12 protein-coding genes and 1 pseudogene are annotated in these 15,666 nt (G+C 68.3%); 5 read left to right on the forward strand and 8 right to left on the reverse strand.

Annotated elements, in window-relative coordinates; genetic code table 11:
* Nucleotide 1 precedes the first annotated feature (1 nt).
* Entirely contained in the window at nucleotides 2–1,333 is a 1,332-nt protein-coding gene (locus ACIP8Z_RS10555; protein WP_402081295.1) for a DUF1254 domain-containing protein, read from the forward strand.
* Nucleotides 1,334–1,424: 91 nt separating this feature from the next.
* On the opposite strand, the gene ACIP8Z_RS10560 is transcribed toward ACIP8Z_RS10555, so the two are convergent.
* The 7 genes from ACIP8Z_RS10560 to ACIP8Z_RS10590 form a co-directional block, all read right to left on the reverse strand.
* Nucleotides 1,425–1,928: a GAP family protein gene (locus ACIP8Z_RS10560; RefSeq protein WP_402081298.1), complete on the reverse strand. Its 504-nt coding sequence runs from the start codon at nucleotides 1,926–1,928 to the stop codon at nucleotides 1,425–1,427.
* A gap of 184 nt (nucleotides 1,929–2,112) precedes the next feature.
* Nucleotides 2,113–3,330 carry a PP2C family protein-serine/threonine phosphatase gene (locus tag ACIP8Z_RS10565; protein WP_402081299.1) on the reverse strand — a complete coding sequence of 406 codons (1,218 nt, stop codon included), beginning with the start codon at nucleotides 3,328–3,330 and terminating at the stop codon, nucleotides 2,113–2,115.
* A gap of 140 nt (nucleotides 3,331–3,470) precedes the next feature.
* Nucleotides 3,471–5,276: a polyprenyl diphosphate synthase gene (uppS, locus tag ACIP8Z_RS10570; RefSeq protein ID WP_402081302.1), complete on the reverse strand. Its 1,806-nt coding sequence runs from the start codon at nucleotides 5,274–5,276 to the stop codon at nucleotides 3,471–3,473.
* A 16-nt stretch (nucleotides 5,277–5,292) separates the two neighbouring features.
* A complete protein-coding gene (locus ACIP8Z_RS10575) occupies nucleotides 5,293–6,159 on the reverse strand; it encodes an ABC transporter permease (RefSeq protein WP_402081305.1) in 867 nt (288 codons plus the stop codon).
* Entirely contained in the window at nucleotides 6,156–6,764 is a 609-nt protein-coding gene (locus ACIP8Z_RS10580) for an ABC transporter ATP-binding protein (RefSeq protein WP_402081308.1), read from the reverse strand. The genes ACIP8Z_RS10575 and ACIP8Z_RS10580 overlap by 4 nt, the downstream gene beginning before the upstream one ends.
* A gap of 438 nt (nucleotides 6,765–7,202) precedes the next feature.
* On the reverse strand, nucleotides 7,203–7,766 hold the full coding sequence (locus ACIP8Z_RS10585) for a GNAT family N-acetyltransferase (RefSeq protein ID WP_402081311.1): 564 nt from the start codon (nucleotides 7,764–7,766) through the stop codon (nucleotides 7,203–7,205).
* Nucleotides 7,767–7,791: 25 nt separating this feature from the next.
* Nucleotides 7,792–8,703, reverse strand: a complete 912-nt coding sequence (locus ACIP8Z_RS10590) for an alpha/beta fold hydrolase (protein WP_402081313.1) — start codon at nucleotides 8,701–8,703, stop codon at nucleotides 7,792–7,794.
* A 118-nt stretch (nucleotides 8,704–8,821) separates the two neighbouring features.
* Here ACIP8Z_RS10590 and ACIP8Z_RS10595 point away from each other — a divergent pair, with 118 nt between their 5' ends.
* From ACIP8Z_RS10595 to ACIP8Z_RS10610, 4 genes and pseudogenes are all read left to right on the forward strand, one after another.
* Nucleotides 8,822–9,460, forward strand: coding sequence for a TetR/AcrR family transcriptional regulator (locus ACIP8Z_RS10595; RefSeq protein ID WP_402081315.1), 639 nt, complete (start codon nucleotides 8,822–8,824; stop codon nucleotides 9,458–9,460).
* Between the two features lie 1,217 nt (nucleotides 9,461–10,677).
* A complete protein-coding gene (locus ACIP8Z_RS10600) occupies nucleotides 10,678–11,577 on the forward strand; it encodes a hypothetical protein (protein ID WP_402081317.1) in 900 nt (299 codons plus the stop codon).
* Nucleotides 11,578–11,722: 145 nt separating this feature from the next.
* Nucleotides 11,723–11,903: pseudogene (locus ACIP8Z_RS10605) on the forward strand (IS5/IS1182 family transposase); the annotation flags it as partial.
* 2,567 nt (nucleotides 11,904–14,470) lie between these two features.
* The gene (locus tag ACIP8Z_RS10610; protein WP_402081320.1) at nucleotides 14,471–14,779 is read left to right on the forward strand and encodes a hypothetical protein; all 309 of its coding nucleotides are present in this window, start codon (nucleotides 14,471–14,473) and stop codon (nucleotides 14,777–14,779) included.
* Here the strand turns inward: ACIP8Z_RS10610 and cas7c are convergent.
* Nucleotides 14,769–15,638, reverse strand: coding sequence for a type I-C CRISPR-associated protein Cas7/Csd2 (cas7c, locus tag ACIP8Z_RS10615; RefSeq protein WP_362638480.1), 870 nt, complete (start codon nucleotides 15,636–15,638; stop codon nucleotides 14,769–14,771). The two genes, ACIP8Z_RS10610 and cas7c, sit on opposite strands and share 11 nt — an antisense overlap.
* Nucleotides 15,639–15,666 lie beyond the last annotated feature (28 nt).

Consider the following 15,666-nt stretch of genomic DNA (forward strand, 5'->3'; position numbering starts at 1 on the left):
GATGACGGATGAGTCGATGGAGAAGCTGGCCACGGAGGCATGGCTGTACGGGTATCCGCTGGTCACGGCGGCCGTGACGAAGGGCAACATGACGGCGGTCCCGGCGCGGGACGACGCGCGTCGGAAGGCCCCGGTCAACCAGTTCTGCTACATGCGCTCCACGCCGGACGCCTCCTTCACCGAGGTCGTCTCGCCGAACGCGGACACCCTGTACTCCAGCGCCTGGCTCGACCTGTCCGACCAGCCCCTGGTGCTGACCTTGCCCGAGTTCGGTGACCGGTTCTGGATGGTCCCGATCCTGGACGCCTGGTCGAACGTCTGCGCCGTCGTCGGCCGGCGCAGGAACGGCCCCTCGGCGGGCCCGTTCCTGATCGCCGGCCCGGCCTGGTCCGGAACGGTTCCCGACGGCCTGACCCTGCTGAAGTCCCCCACCGCCGTGAACTGGATCATCGCCCGGTACGCGACCAGCGGCCCGTCGGACTTCCCGGCCGTCAACCGGCTCCAGGACGCCACGCGGCTGATCCCGCTGTCGCAGTGGACGGGCGACCCCGACGACTACTACCCTCCCACCGACGTCCCCGTCCCCGCCGGCGCCGACACCACGACGGCGCCCGTCGACCAGGTCCACGCGCTCAGCGGCCGCGACTACTTCACCCTCCTCAACCGGATGATGGTCGACAACCCGCCGGACCCCGCCGACGCACCGATCCTGGGCCGCCTCGCCAAACTCGGCATCGCGCCCGGCGCGAGCCTGGACGACCTGTCCGCCGAGGAGCTCGCCGCCCTGGACGCGGCCGCACGGCGCGGCCCGGAGACCTTGGGCGAACTGCTCGCCCGGGCCGAGGCCACGAAGACCAGCGGATGGGCCGTGCACCGGGGGCTGGGGGACTACGGCACCGATTACGCCCAGCGCGCGGTCATCACCCGGTTCGGGTACGGAGCCAACCTCGACGCCGACGCGCTGTACCCGCACGCCACCGCCGACGCCGACGGCCGGCCCCTCGACGGTGCCCACACCTACGTGCTGCACTTCGACGCCGGGAAGACCCCGCCCGTCGACGGCTTCTGGTCCCTCACGATGATGAACGAGCGTCAGCTCTTCGCCGACAACCCGCTGGACCGGTACGCGATCGGCGACCGCAGCGGTATGCGGACCAACCCCGACGGCTCCCTGGACATCTACGTCCAGCACGACAACCCCGGACCCGACCTCGAGAGCAACTGGCTCCCCGCCCCCACGGGCAGCTTCAACGTCTTCCTGCGCCTGTACTGGCCCCAGCAGCCCGCCCTCACCGGTGACTGGACCCCGCCGGCCCTGCGCCGCACCAGCTGAATCCTGCAGGCCCTGGTACCCCCCCCAGGAGTTTCTTGTCGATCACTGTCGAGCCGGACGAGGGTGGTAATCGCCGCCGGGGCCGCCCGCATCAGGCGACCAGCTCGTAGATGCTCGAGGCCGTCATCCGCAGGCCGGCGAACAGGGAGAGCGTGACAATCAGCTGCCCCTGGTGCCGGCCCAGGCAGCTCCGCAGGCCGGTCAGCCGGGCGTTCGCGGCCGCAGGTGCCCAAACCGCGTACATCTCCATGACGATAAGGCTGAGGGTGGCGAGCAGACAGTAGCCGGTCAGCGCGAGCCAGTCACCGGCGGTGGAGAGGTTCGCTTCAAAGGCCGTCGCAGCACCGGCGGCACCCAGTCCCCAGGGTTGCAGCAGCCACGCCAGACCGGCTGCCGTGACCCAGGAGGCGTTGTCGATCCGGGCGGCCCACCGGGGTGGGCCGTGCGGGCGGGGCGGCCGGTGCCGCCGGTACGCGCCGTACAGCCCGGCCGTCACCTCCTGGGCGGCCCCGGGACACGCCTCTCCCGGCGGCGCGGCGGTGGTCCGCCCCCTGGCCATGAAGAACGCGCACCCCCTGCCTGCTGCGTGCGCCACCCCCGCCCCTGGTGCGGGCCCCTGCGCGGTGCCGGCGAGTGGCCACGGCTCGCCCGTGCCCGTACTGGAGCGGCAGGGACAGAGAGGGCCGGGGGTGGCGGCCGGTGGGGTACTGATCGCTCCCGCCGCCGCTCCCGAGCACACGCCGCCCGGCCGGGGAACGCGGACTCCTTCGAAGAGCCACTCAGGGCGGCGGCTCACGGCGTGGTCGGGCTTCGACGTTCGCGCTGTGGTGTGCGGGGCGGGGGCCGTGCCAGTCCAGGCACAGGACGGTGGCGTCGTCTCTGACGTGGCCTTTGCAGGCGTCGGTGACGGCGGTGACCATGGCGCGTACGGCTTCACGGGGGTGCTCGGCGGCGGTGTCGTGGATGATGCCGGGCAGGTCCACGTTGCCGGCTTGGCGTTCTTGCATGCCGTCGGTGTAGAGCACGATGCGGTCGCCGGGGCGCAGGTCGATGGCCTGTACCTGGTAGGGGCCCTGTGCGGGGACGCCGAAGGGGAGGTTGATGTGCAGCGGGATCTCGCTGACGGTGCCGTCGCGCAGTCGCAGGGGCCAGAGGTGGCCGGCGTTGACAAGCTGCGCGCCGGACCCGTCCAGGGCGATGCGCAGGAGCTGTCCGGTGGCAAAGGTGCGGCGCCCGTGGTCGAGGAGGGCCTGGTGGGTCCGGCGGGCCTGCTCGGCCAGGTCGGTGCCGGCGCGGCGGGCGCCGCGAGAGGCGTTGACCAGGAGGGTTGCGATGAGTGAGGCTTCGACGTCGTGGCCCATGGCGTCGGTGATGGACAGGTGCAGGGTGTCAGGGTCGAGGCTGTAGTCGTAGGTGTCGCCGGCGATGTCGGAGGCCGGGACCAGGGCACCGGCGAGAGCGAACTCGTCGGCATCGCAGGACGGCGCCGAGGGCAGGAGCTGGCGTTGGATCTCCGCGGCCAGGCTCACCGTGGCCGTGCGGTTGCCCCAGTAGTAGCGGTCGGTGAAGCGGCGATCGGTGACGATGATGTACGCCAGCGCGTGCGCGGCCTCTTCGACCTGCTCCAGCACGTCCTGGGTGACGTAGGTGAGGTGGAGCTCCAGGATCCCGATGGCGTCGCCGCGGTTGGTGACCGGGGCGAGCACCCGCTGCCCGCGCTCACCCTCCGGCACCTGCACCAGTTTCTGACCGCGCAGCACCTCGTCGTAGACACTGCCGATCAAGGGCACTTGATCGGTGCCGTGCTCACGGCGCGGCGCTTTCTCCTCGTAGACGCGCAACAGTCGTCGGCCGACGACATCGACGAACAGGAACGACACAGAACGCGCACCGAACCGCTCACGCAGATTGTGCGCCACGACATCCAGGGAACGCACCGGCGCTGCGGCCTCCGCCTCCGCCAGCACCCCGGCCAACCCAATCCGATCACGCTCCACCACAGCCTCCCTCGGTCACAGGCACTCCATTCCCCACCGAGCCCCAAGCATCACGGCCGCCGCGCTTGCATCAGCCCTACTGCTCCGCGGGAGCGGGCTGCCGAGGCCGACCCGGGCACCGATCGTGGACACGCGCGCCGTTACTGCGTGGCGCCGCCGTGGCGGCGTTGGCGTCGGCTGTATTCGGTGATGGCCTGCCATAGATCACGCCGGTCGACATCGGGCCAGTAGTCGGGGGTGAAGTACAGCTCAGCGTAGATGGTGTGCCAGGGGAGGAAGTTGGAGATGCGCTGTTCGTTGCCGGTGCGCCAGAGCAGGTCGACGTCCGGCATGTCGGGTTGGGGCAGGTGGCGGGCGAAGTCGTCCTGACCGATGAGGTGGGGGTCGATGTCGTCTGTGTGGGCTGCCTGGGCGAGGGCTGCGGCTGTGCGGGTGATCTCGTCGCGGCCGCCGTAGTTGATGCACACGGTGAGGGTCAGGCCTGTGCGGGTGCTGGTGCGGCGCTCCTCGCGCAGGAGAGCCTGAACGAGTTCCCGGGGCAGTTTGTCGGGGTGGCCCAACCAGCGCTGGCGTACGTCGAGGTCACGGACGGGTCCCTCGTCGAGGTCGCGTCGGATCGCTTCCAGGATCGTGGTGATCTCCTCGGTGTCGCGTTTCCAGTTCTCGGTGGAGAACGCGTAGAGGGTGAGGTGGCGCAGGCCGATCTCCAGGGCGCCATAGACCATTTCGTGGGCGGCGGCGGTGCCGGCGCGGTGGCCTTCCGGGCGGGGCAGGCCACGCTGCTCGGCCCAGCGGCCGTTGCCGTCCATGATGACTGCCACGTGGGCGGGCATCCGGTCGGCCGCGATCTGCGGGGGCCGCACGCCGTCACGGTGCGGTGGCGGAGGCCGCAGTGCGGTCTCGTCGGCCTCCGGGCTCGGCTCGCTCGCGGCCACGGCGGGGCGTCGGGGTCGGGGCACGGTCAGGGGCGTCAGGCTCCAGGCCAGTTTCGAGCGGATGCGGGCCGGGGCGAGGATGCGGGTGCGGGCCGTGAGAGACGGGCGCGGGGCGCGCTTGAGCAGGGCGTGGCCGGCCGCGTCGACGGCATCGAGCTGGGCGCGCATCAGGCTGGCGGCCGTGTTGAGCACGGTGGCAGCGCCCGGGTGCATACCTGTGGTCATTGCGGGCCTCGTGACCCATTGACGGGCCAGAGCCGTCAGCTCCCGGATCAAAGCCGCTGTGGCCGGGCTCCAGCTCCCTTGCCGCAGATCGTCCTCGGCGCCGGGAAACGTGCCCAGGGCCTCTTGCGGCAGGAACAGGTCACCCTGGGCGAGGTCGGCGCTCAGGTCGGTGAGGGTGTCGGTGAGCCGGGCGCCGTCGATGAACCGCTGGTAGTCCTGCTGCCGGTCCAGCCGGAGCGTCATCGGCGCTCCGGCCCGTTCGAACAGGTGCCGTACCTGGTCGACCCAGGGTGTGATTGCCCCGTTGCACCAGGCCCGCCACGCGGCCCAGTCGGCGAAGTGTCGACCGCAGGTGTCATCGCGCGTGCTGATCATGGCGCCTCGTAGGCTGGACAGGTCCAGGCGCCATCGCAGGGCGCTGTCCACCAGGGCGTACCGGACCGGATCCCTGCTCGTGCCGGCCGCCAGGTCGCAGTGCAGGGCCTGGGTCCACGCTTCGACGCGGGCCGCACGTTCGGCCGGCTCCGCATCCCGCTGGTCGGCCAAGTCGTCCAGGACAGTCGCTGCGGCCCATAAGGCCCACCCCGCCGGGCGCAGCACGGTCGGCATCAGCTGGATGAGGGCATAGATCCCGGGATCGTGCACGCGTGTCGTGCGCCGGCACAGCCGGTACGCCGCCCGCAGAGACGGGTCTTCGCCGGTGGGTGAGCGGTCGGCGGGTCGCCCACGTTGTGCCGGCAAAGCGGCGCCGAGGTCTGCCGTAGTGGAGTACGTGGTGATGCGCATGTCGGGAGCCGGAACCTCAGGGTGCTTCTGTGTCGGACGCCTTGACCGATGGACTGGCAGTTTGGCGCGGTGCGGGAATACCGGCCTTGCTGTTTTCCGACCCGGGCAGAGGAGTGGAGGCGGTCGGTAGGCAGTTGCGGGTGCTGTGGCGGAAGCCCAGCAGAGCGACAAGGGCGGCCAGCCCGAACCAGGTGAGCTGGAGGGCCAGATGCCCGGGGACCGGGCTGGGGGAGAATCCGGCCGCCGTACTGGCCTGCATGGCCCCATACGAGGGCAGGTAGCGCATGACCGGGTTGTCCGCCCCGGAACTCGTGATGGGGTTCTGCAGCGCGAGGTCGATGATGCTGGTCATCACGATGGCGAACATCCCCTCGACTTCCCGGCGCAGCAGGGACCCGAAGACGACTCCCAGAGCGCCGTAAGTGAGTCCGGCGCAGAACAGAGAGGCGGCGAGCAGGAGCGGCTGGCGGGGGGTCCAGGCCAGGCAGATGACCGCGGTGGCATAAGCGGCCACCGCCGCCGAGACCAGAGCCAGAGCGGTGACTTTCGCCAGGACGAGGTGGGCGCGGGGGTAGCCGGCCATCGCCAAGCGGCGGTCGAAGCCACTGCCGGAGAAGGTGGCGGCGAACATCATGAAACCGGTGATCAGGGTGACGGCGTTGAGCGCTCCGCTGATCGCGGTCAGTTCGTTGCCGTGCGGGGCCAGTGCTTCCCCGGTGGCGCGAAGCCGCATCCGGGCCGGGGTGTCGGGCATCGCCAGGTACGCCAGGGAGGTCCAGACCGGGACGAACAGGATCACCAGAATCATGGCGAACCGGTTGCGGCCGTGTTCGATGAGCGTGAACCTGGCGGCGACGGCGAAGCAGGTCAGGTGAGACCTCATGCGGCGGCCCCCGCCTTGTCCGCGCGCAGCGTCCCGCTGTCCAGGCGCCACAGCTCGTCCAGGCGCTCGGTGTCGTACGCCAGGTGAGAGACGACCAGGACCGAGCGTCCCGCATTCCGCAGCCGCGCGGCCAGGTCCCAGAACCGCTGGTAGGTGTCCCAGTCGAAGCCCTGATACGGCTCGTCCAGTAATAGGACCTGCGGATCGTGCATGAGCGCCAGCGTCACGTTCAGCTTCTGCCGCGTGCCTCCGCTGAGTACCCCGGCCCGCTCGTCGATGTACCCGGTGAAGCCCAGCACGTCCATGATCTCATCGGCGTAGCGCACATCGGAGAGGCGGTAGGCCGTCTGGAAGAACGTCAGGTGCTGCCGGACAGTCAGCGCGTCATTGAGGACCACGTGCTGCGGGCAGTAGCCGAACCGGCCGCTGTGACGGACCGATCCACGCGTGGGCCGCAGTTCACCGGACAGAATTCTCAGCAGTGTGGACTTGCCGGCGCCGTTCTCCCCGACGATCCCGCACAGAGTTCCGGCCCGAAGGCGCAGGTCCACGCCCCGCAAGACCGCACGCCGACGGTAGGCGTGATAGACGCCTTCGACCTCCACGCCCGCCTCCCGCTGTCGACTTGACACGACCGTGCCCGAACGGCCTAACGATCAAGTGGTCGAACAGACACGAGCCTCCCCTCCCCGGTGTAGCCGTCTGATCACAGCCCGCGCGCCCCGCCCACCGCACGATCACACTTGAGATGTCGCTGAACCACACCGCGCCCGCACCAGCCGCTCCGACACCTCCTGTGATGAACCCCTTCTCGCGGGAACAACCTGCCAACCAGTCTTCGGAGTGGTGATGGGGCTTACCTCATGGACCGGAGGATGCTTCGCCCTCAGGGTTGGGGTGACCTTGTCGCCTTCGCGGGCGAAGTCCAGCGTCCAGTCCGGGTCGAGGCCGTCGACACGCGCCCAGCCCTCCGGGGCAGTCGGCGGCCAGGCGACGCGTCTCCGAAGCACCATCGGCAGGTCCATGAGGGGCGACACCCCCGTTCACCGATGGCTTCGCCCGATCGAGGGCGAGTGCGGCCTCGCGGTGTAGATCCAGTCGAGGCCGTCGTGTCCGGTGGCGTCGAGGTGTTCCGCCCGGATCAGGCCGGCACGGGTCGCCACGCGCTGGGAGGCGGTGTTGGCCGGCCGAACCCGCGCTATCAAGGGGAGATCGGGCACGTGGCGGGAGGCCCATGCCGTGACTTCCCTTGCGGCTTCGCCGGCGAAACCCTGACCCCAGGCCGAGGCGGCGAAGCGGTAGAAAAGGTTGAGGATCTTCATGTCGTGCAGTTCCATGGGCTTGATCCCGCAGAACCCCAACTGCCGGTCAGAGTCATGGCGCCGGATCACCCAGTACCCGTAGCCGTACCGCTGCCACTGCTCGTTCCAGCGTCGATAGAGCGCCTCCGCTTCCTCGAAACGGGCCAGCGCGTCGGAAGGATTGTGCTCACAGGTCCGGGGATAGCGATGGATCTCGAAGATCGCTTCGATATCACCTTCGGTCGGACGCAGCAGCGACAGCCGGGCGGTTCGCAGCTCCTCGGCTGCTGGGCTCCAGTGGCTCATGGGAAGAAGAATCGCATGTCGTCTGTCAGGCGACGGAGGCCATGAAGTCCAGCATCCTGCGGTTGACCTCCTCCGCGTGGTCGATCTGCGGTCCGTGGCCGGTGCCGGAGATGATCTCGGCCCGGGCGCCCGGTATCAGGCGCGGCACGCGCTCCACCTGCCTCTGGGGGTGCACGAGGAGGCTGCGCTTGCCGAGCACCAGGTAGAGCGGGGTGCGAATGGTGGACAGTTCGTCCTCGGACAGGGGCAGGGGAGCCGGGCGGCGGATGCGGTAGGCGCGGACCGCCGTCCTGATCATCGTGCGCAGCTCCGGCACAACGAGGACCGGCTGTTCCAGCCAGGCCGCCAGGCGCGGGCGCAGGGACTTGGGCGCGAAGGTCGCGAAGAGACTGACGAAGATCCAGACGAAGAAGCGCAGCCCCACCTTCTCCAGGCCGCCGGGGTCGAGCAGCGTGACCGAAGCGAGGCGGTCGGGCCTGCGGTGGGCCTGGTTCAGGGCGAGCCAGCCGCCGTAGGAGGTGCCCACGAGATGAACGCGGTTGAGGCCGAGTCCAGCGAGCGCCTCCTCGAGCCACTGGGCGGCGTGTTCAGGCTGATGAAGGGGGGCACGCTGGACGCTGCGTCCGGGGTCGCCGGGGGTGTCGAGGGCGTAGACGGGGCGGTCGGCGCTGAGGCCGGGGGTGTTCGGGTACCACATGGCGGAGCAGGAGCCCGCTCCGTGGACCAGGACGATGGGCGTACGGGACTGGGCCGCCGGCTCTGTGGGGCCGTAGCGGTAGACGTGGGTGGTGCCGAAAGCGGTCTCCACGTCCTGCTCCGCCAGGGCGGGTACTCCCAGCGCGTAGACCGCGTCGCAGGCCGCGAAGTAGCGGTCACGCCAGGCGTCGCTCACGTAGCGACCGACGTCGGACGGGGTGCGGGCAGTGGTCTCGGGCACAGCCACCTCCGGGGTGTCACGGTTTTGTGATACGAACGTACCACGATGGTGGTACGGCTGTATCATCAAAGGATCCGAGGGATCGTGCGAGCGGGAACGAGAAGTGGAGGACCGGTCGATGCCCAAGCGCGTGGATCACGCAGTACGGCGCACCGAGATCGCCCAAGCGCTCGTGCGTGTCGCCAGGCGACGCGGGCTGCATGCCGTGGGGATGCGGGATGTGGCAGCGGAGGCGGGGGTGTCACTGCGGCTGGTGCAGTACTACTTCGAGACGAAGGAGAAGCTGCTGTTCTTCGGACTGGAGCACCTGGCGGAGCAGTTCGGAGAACGGGTCTCCGCCCGGGTCCGGGCCGTCAGGGACAGCCCGGACCCGCGCGCCACGGTGGAGGCGCTGCTGATGGCGGCCCTGCCGGCCGACGAGGAGAGCCGCACGTTCCACCACCTCTACACCTCATACGCTGTTCTGGCCGTGACCGACCGGGCGCTCGCCGCCCAGCCCTTCATGAAGAGCCCAGATGCCGCCGAAGACGTCGTGACCGAACTACTCCGGCGGGCCCAAGAGGCAGATCTGCTCGAGCCCGGTCTGGACGCGCGGTTGGAGGCAGTCAGCCTGCTTGCGATGTCGTCAGGACTCGGCACCAGCGTCCTCGTCGGTCAGCGCAGCGCGGAGTCCGCCACCGCGGTCCTGGAGCATCACCTCGACCGGATCTTCCGCACTCGTGGTGGCGGCGCGTCGACCCAAGGGGCCCAGGGGTGATCATTTGCTCTTGAGCATCTCGCACTCCCAGTCGCGTAGATCACGTGCCGGCCGCCGTCACCGGACGCAACTCCCCGAGTAGCGAGGGTGCCTGCTCATTGACCGAACCCGCCGTCGGCGCCGACTCGGCCAAGTTCCCAACCGCAATCCACGTCTGCGTCCGCCTGGGGGCTGACCCTCTGGGCGGAGCTGTGGCGCCGCCGGCCGTGCTCGTCTGCCACCCTCCCGAACGAGAACTGTCAGCGGAGAGGAAAGCCACGGTCGAAAGGGGGGCCGCTCCTTCGGGAAGCCGCCCTCCAACCGAAACCTCTCATCGGTCAGGAGGGCGGGCTCCTGTTACTGGTAGCACGTCAGCTCATACGTGCGACGTGCGTCCGCTCCGGCGGCGGGGTCAGGACGGGTCGCCGTACTGGGGGCGGCGTCCGTTGGTGCCGATGCAGACGCGCCCGAAGGTGTCGTCGCCAGTGATGACGCCGACCCCCCCGATACTGCCCCACTGGTGGGCCGTGTCGTTGACGCGGAGCCAGGTGGTGCGCTTGCCGGTGGAGCGGAAGACGTGCCGCCGGCCAGCGAGTAGAACGTCCCGGCCGCGGCGCGGTCGGCGACGACCATGGCGCCGGCTCCGGCTCCGCCCTGAAGCCGTTCCAGCTGAAGCCGCCGTCGCTGGAGTAGGTCAGTCCAGCTCAGGCGAGCTCGGAGCGGCCCCAACAGCCTGGTCCGCTCCCCGGTCACCGCCTCGAGTCCGGTGCCACCCTGCTGCGCGGCCGGTCTCGGGACACCGCGTGCGCTCGCCCAAGGCGTGCCCGGACATACCGGAGCGGCCCGCCGGGAGGCGAGGCCGCTTCGGGGGGGGGCTGGCTCAGTGGATCTCCGTGACGGTCGACCACCGCAAGACCGCCGTCATGCTTACCGGTGGCAACCGACACGACGCAGCCCAACTCCGGCTGTGGCTGGACGCCGTGTGGCCGATCCGGGCCCACAGTCCGGGCGAATCCTGCTCGGTGGCGGGATCGCGTCCGCCTGATCGGATGATCTCTTCGCTTCTCTGACGGCAGGCCGCCAAGAGGGCACTGCGCCCCCGGGGGCTCCTCCAGGGGGATGCCACCGGCCACCCTCACTCCGAAGCCTCAGGAGCACCGCCACAGCGACATCCGGCCACGCCATGTGATGACACAATCACCGAAAGCTATTCATGCGGGTTCGTGGAGAGAGGTCACATGCGCATTGTGAAGAGGGCCCGGGTCGCTGCAGCCGCCCTGGGAGTAGTGGCCGGGACGCTGGTGGCTTCGGCCGGCCCGGGGACGTCGGTCTCGCAGGCCGCGGCACCCGCGGACGGCGCCACCACTGCGGCCTCGCGCATCTACGGCGTCGAGATCGTCAAGGAGGCTGGCGGGGTCGGTGATCTGCAGACCCAGAGTGTCCGCTGCCCGCAGCGCAAGGTCCCGATCGGCGGCGGCGCCGAAGCCAGTTTCGGTTACACCCCCTGGGGCCACGACATCCAACTCGTCAGCAGCGCCCCGCTGCTGGAGGGCGGCCAGCCCGTCGGCTGGAGGGCGTCCGCCCTGAAGTTCGTCTCCCCCGGCATGACCCTGACGACCTATGCCATCTGCGCCTACGAGCCCAGCGGCTACCAGATCGCTCAGAGCCCCGTCACGCCGTCCCCCAAGAACACGCTGACCACGCTGTCGTGTCCGGCCGGGAAGGTCGCCCTGGGCGGAGGCGGCGAGGCCATCGGGGCCGACTCCTGGCTGAGCAAGTCGTACCCCACCCCGGTCAGCGGCACCGCCCAGCCCACCCAGTGGGCACTGGGTACCGCCGGATGGGATACGACCACCGCCGTGGTCCACGCGGTCTGCGCCGACCCCGTCCACGCCCTGACCGTCACCCGTTTCAACACCGCTTCCGAAAGCCCCTACGGCGGCCTGCTCAAGTGCCCCGCCGGGACTGTCGTCGCCGGTGGAGGCGCGTCGGCCAACGGTCCTGCGGCCAGCCTCATCTCCAGCCGCCCCGCCAAGGCGGCCGAGACCGGCTCGCGCGACGGCTGGTGGGCCCAGGGCAGCGACGACCTGCAGAGTTCCAACATCGACCTGTACGTCATGTGCACCGAGCCCGTCTAACGAGCTCGGTGCACGGCATGCGGTGAGACGTCGAGTCCCGATTGGTCGATCATGGCCAGGTGATGGGGACCGTGAATCGTGCAGTGATCGTCAGCGATCGCTGGATCACGGGGCTGTCGGCCGATGTGATCGGTGACCTCGTTGCCGAGTTGGCCGCCCCCATCTCGGGATCCGTTACGTCTGGGTCGACGGCGGCTACCGCCCCCACCAAGTCGAGCAGGCGGCCGCCCTTGGTGTCGACATGGAGATCACCACCCGCACCCCCGGGACCCGGGGTTTCACCCCCGATCCCGAACCGGTGGGCAGTAGAGCGGACCTACGGCTGGTGTGGGCGGCAGCCGAAAGGTCACGCGGTCGGCTCACTCCTCCGGCCGGTTCGGAGTTGATGGTGAACAGGCCGTGGGTGGCCGGACAGGCGCATGATGCGGGTCAGTCAACCGGCCCCCTTGTGGATACCGCATGTCCTGGTGATATCGCACAGACGACGAGCCGTCAGCCCCAATGACACCACGAGTTCAACCTCAGTAATCCTGAACAGGCCGTTTGCGTGTCAGATGATGGTGTTGCGATCCTCAGTTCGCCGTCGGCGGCGCCCACCAACCGATTTGAGACACGGACGGCTTCCCGGCCACCGTACAGTTGTGGTCCTCAATCGCCTTGGAAGGCGACGTTACGTGAACTGAGTCGCGTACTCGTTCAAGGTGTCGAAGTTGCGATCCTCGGGCGCCCCGGAGGACGACCATCACACCCGCTCGCCGCATGTACGAGTACTGGCACGACAGCACGTTGCGATTCTCGGTAGTCCTGGAAGGCGACCACCACATTAGAGTCTATCGGCGACGGAACGGCGGAGACCTCGTTGCGATACTCGGCCGTCCCGAAGGACGGCCGCCACCTCATATATGACCACCAATACGGCGAGTGCGGCAATCTGTTGCGATCCTTGGTCGTTGCGGAAAACGGCCGCCACTGGCGCTCGCCGACGAACGGGACGCGGATCCAGTCGTTGCCATCCTCGACCGCCTCAGAGGGCGACCGCCGCTAGCCCGGTACTGGCGACGACAGAGATGTTTAATTCTCAGCCACTGCGATGGATCTGTCCAGTGCGAACAGAGCTGAACCCAGGTCTTCGGCTTGGGTTCCGTTGCGATCCTCAGCCGCCCCGGAGGGCAACCGCTAGATACGTGCGGCCAGTGGGCCACTCGACGCACTCAGCATTGAGATTCCCGGCCACCCTGGGGGTGGCAAGATTGTCCACCAATTGCCTGGCGCTGCGTACTTCGTGACGTCGATATTGCGATCCTCAGCCGCCCTGTACGGCGTCCGGAAACACTGACGGGCATTCCCCATATCAACTCTGCGTAGGCGTTGTGATGCTTGGTCGCCCCGGAAGCGACCGCTAGACGTATTAAGCTCTCTCCCCAGGCATGACGTGAGCATGGTTGCGATCCTTGGTCGCCGCGGAGGACGATCACCAAAAGCCAGTGGCGCGGATTATCGAGGTTGGTGGTGGCGTTGCGATCATCAGCCGTCCCAAGGGCCGACCGCCGCTCCGCTGGCTGGTAGTTGCCAGCGATCATGAGAAGGTTGCGGTTTTCGTACACCTCGGGCGAGCGCTAGCCGGAAATCCAGCTTGCCCATGGTGGTCTGCGTTATTAGTTTCGATGCTCAGCCGCCCTGGAGAAGCGCCGATGGCCTGCGCCAGTCGGTCCACGCACTGTTGCGATCCTGGGTTTCCCGGAGGACGACAACCACCCGAAGATAGGCGATCGTTCTTGGAGCTCTACACATTGCGATCCTCGGTCGACCCGAAGGACCACCTCCGTGTGAGGACGAATTGCCGGAACTCGGTCGGGTACTCAGCATTGCGATCCTTGGCCAGCCTGGGGGCTGGTCCGCCACCATCTTGGGTGCTGTCTCGGAGGACGTAGCCCGCGGGGTTGCGATCCTCGGCCGTCCCGCCGAACGAGCACCCATGATTACCCGGCCCTTGGCGGCGCTCCCCCGGTGGTTGCGATCCTCGGTCGTCCTGGGGGACGACCGCCACTGCTGGGACCGGTAGACGGCCGCGATGACGTTCAGGGTGTTGCGATCCTCGGTCACAGTAAAGGACGACCGCCACTCAAGCATCGGCTCCTGGTGCTCTTTGGCCGCGCGGGTGTTGCAATCCTCGGTCGCCGTAGCAGACGACCACCACGGCGACGAGGTCGTCGGGTGCATCAAGAGCCAGGAGTTGTGATCCTCAGCCGTCGGAGAAAATGACCGCCACGATTCGATCCAGTGGTGCGTCTCGTTCAGAAGAGTGTTGCGATCCTCGGTCGCCCCTAGAGGACGACCGCCACTGGGCCACCATGCGTACTGGACGAGGGAAAAGCAATCGTTGCGATCCTTGGTCGCCGTAGGAGACGACCGCCACCGGAGGTCGGCGGCTACTCGTGGGGCAGTCTCTACATGTTGCGATCCTCGGTCGTCCCGGAAGACGACCGCCACTCGACTGGACAGTTACCGACGCCGAGGCGTCCCTGAGCGTTGTGATCCTCGGTCACCCGAAGGGGCGATCGCCATCCTCGGGCACCGTGTGGGGACGTGGACGATCGGGGTGTTGCGATTCTTGCCCGCCACGTAGGACGACCGTTATCTGCACGGCGCGCACCGCTTACCCGCCCACTCGAGGTGTTGCGAGCCTCGGTCGCCCCGAGAGGCGACCGCCAAGCCTCACCACGTCTTCCCAGCGCCAAGGATGAGGAGGTTGCGATCCTCGGTCACCTCGGGGCGATCGTTAGCCGAAAAATTGTCTGGAAAGGCGCCAGTCATTCCCACCCGGCGTCCCGCATTGGAGATTTCTTGGCAAGGGTTGCGATCCTCGGTCCTCCCAGAGGTCTACTGCCACAGTGTGGCCGACGCCCGCGTTGGTGATGCCGACCATGTTGCGATCCTCGGCAGCCCGGAGGGCCACCGCCACATGCGCCACTTCGCCTCGTTGGCTTTGAGCGAAGGGTTGCAACCCTCGGTCGCACCGGAGAAGACCGCCACTGTTGATCTTGCGGTGGATTCGGTCGCCCCGGAGGGCGACCGTCACTCGGCATCGTTGCGGTCCTCGGTCATCCCCGAAGACGACTGCCACCGCCGCTACTGGCTTGGGGTGGACTACGGCACCACGTTGCGATCCTCGACTTCCTTGGCGGGTGAGTTCATTCGATGAACCGGGTCAGGGTCACTCCGGTGGGGATCTTGTCTTCGTCGATGGTGATCCGGTCGGTGTAGTCGTCCCAGGAGCGTGCTTCGCTGTGGCCGAGGGGTTTGATGCGGATCAGGTCGAAGAGCTTGTGTGCGGGGGCTCGTCCGTAGGCGTCGTCGTGGGAGAAGACGTACAGTCCGCGGATGGCCATTTCGCCGCGGGATGACGCCCGGTCGTGGTCGAACATCATGGTCAGGGCCTGCCAGTAGGCAGCAAGGTCTTCCGGAGTGACTCGGGCCTTGGCGCCGAGGGCTCCGGAGTAGAAGCCGTGGCCGCGGTAGAGGCCGTAGGGGACGTAGTGCTTGTTGCCCATCTCGGTGACCTTGCCCTTGGCCAGGTCCTCGGGCTTGTTCGGGGCGACACGGGTGATGCCGGCCTCGAGTGGGGTGACGGGGTCGATGGAGCGGGAGAAGGTGAGCTGCATGGGTCCGCGGGCCCTGCCGGCGTGCTTCTTCTGGTCGCCCACGGACATGACGGCTCCGAACAGGCGCACGTCCCAGAAGTTTCGGATCATCCATTCTTGCGCGGTGGCGGTTTCGCCTTCCTTGGCGCCCCCTTCGATGTAGGCGCGCTGAATCTGCGGGTTGAGGGCAACACCTTGCTCTACGTACATCTCGAAGCCGGGCTTGCCCTGGTGGACGAGGGTGATGGTATTGCGGATCTTGCGCTTGAGGGCGACGTCGGTGATGAGGCCCTGGCCGGTGATGGGGTCGGTGCGGGGCATGCCTCCGGCGTCGGGGTCACCGTTGGGGTTGCCGTCCTTGACGTCGATGAGGAAGACGTAGTCGTGCTTGCGGGTGGGGTCCAGGTGCGCGTCGGTCATGGTTGTGCTCGTGTCCTTCCGGGGCAGT

It is taken from the genome of Streptomyces sp. NPDC088553 (genome assembly GCF_044752965.1).
GTDB lineage: Bacteria > Actinomycetota > Actinomycetes > Streptomycetales > Streptomycetaceae > Streptomyces.

Bases quoted from the DNA above. Each gene is read 5' to 3' on its own strand.
- uppS (WP_402081302.1), bottom strand. From the start codon at position 5,276: ATGCGCATCACCACGTACTCCACTACGGCAGACCTCGGCGCCGCTTTG.
- cas7c (WP_362638480.1), bottom strand. From the start codon at position 15,638: ATGACCGACGCGCACCTGGACCCCACCCGCAAGCACGACTACGTCTTC.
- ACIP8Z_RS10575 (WP_402081305.1), bottom strand. From the start codon at position 6,159: ATGAGGTCTCACCTGACCTGCTTCGCCGTCGCCGCCAGGTTCACGCTC.
- ACIP8Z_RS10585 (WP_402081311.1), bottom strand. From the start codon at position 7,766: ATGAGCCACTGGAGCCCAGCAGCCGAGGAGCTGCGAACCGCCCGGCTG.
- ACIP8Z_RS10555 (WP_402081295.1), top strand. From the start codon at position 2: ATGACGGATGAGTCGATGGAGAAGCTGGCCACGGAGGCATGGCTGTAC.
- ACIP8Z_RS10595 (WP_402081315.1), top strand. From the start codon at position 8,822: ATGCCCAAGCGCGTGGATCACGCAGTACGGCGCACCGAGATCGCCCAA.
- ACIP8Z_RS10600 (WP_402081317.1), top strand. From the start codon at position 10,678: ATGCGCATTGTGAAGAGGGCCCGGGTCGCTGCAGCCGCCCTGGGAGTA.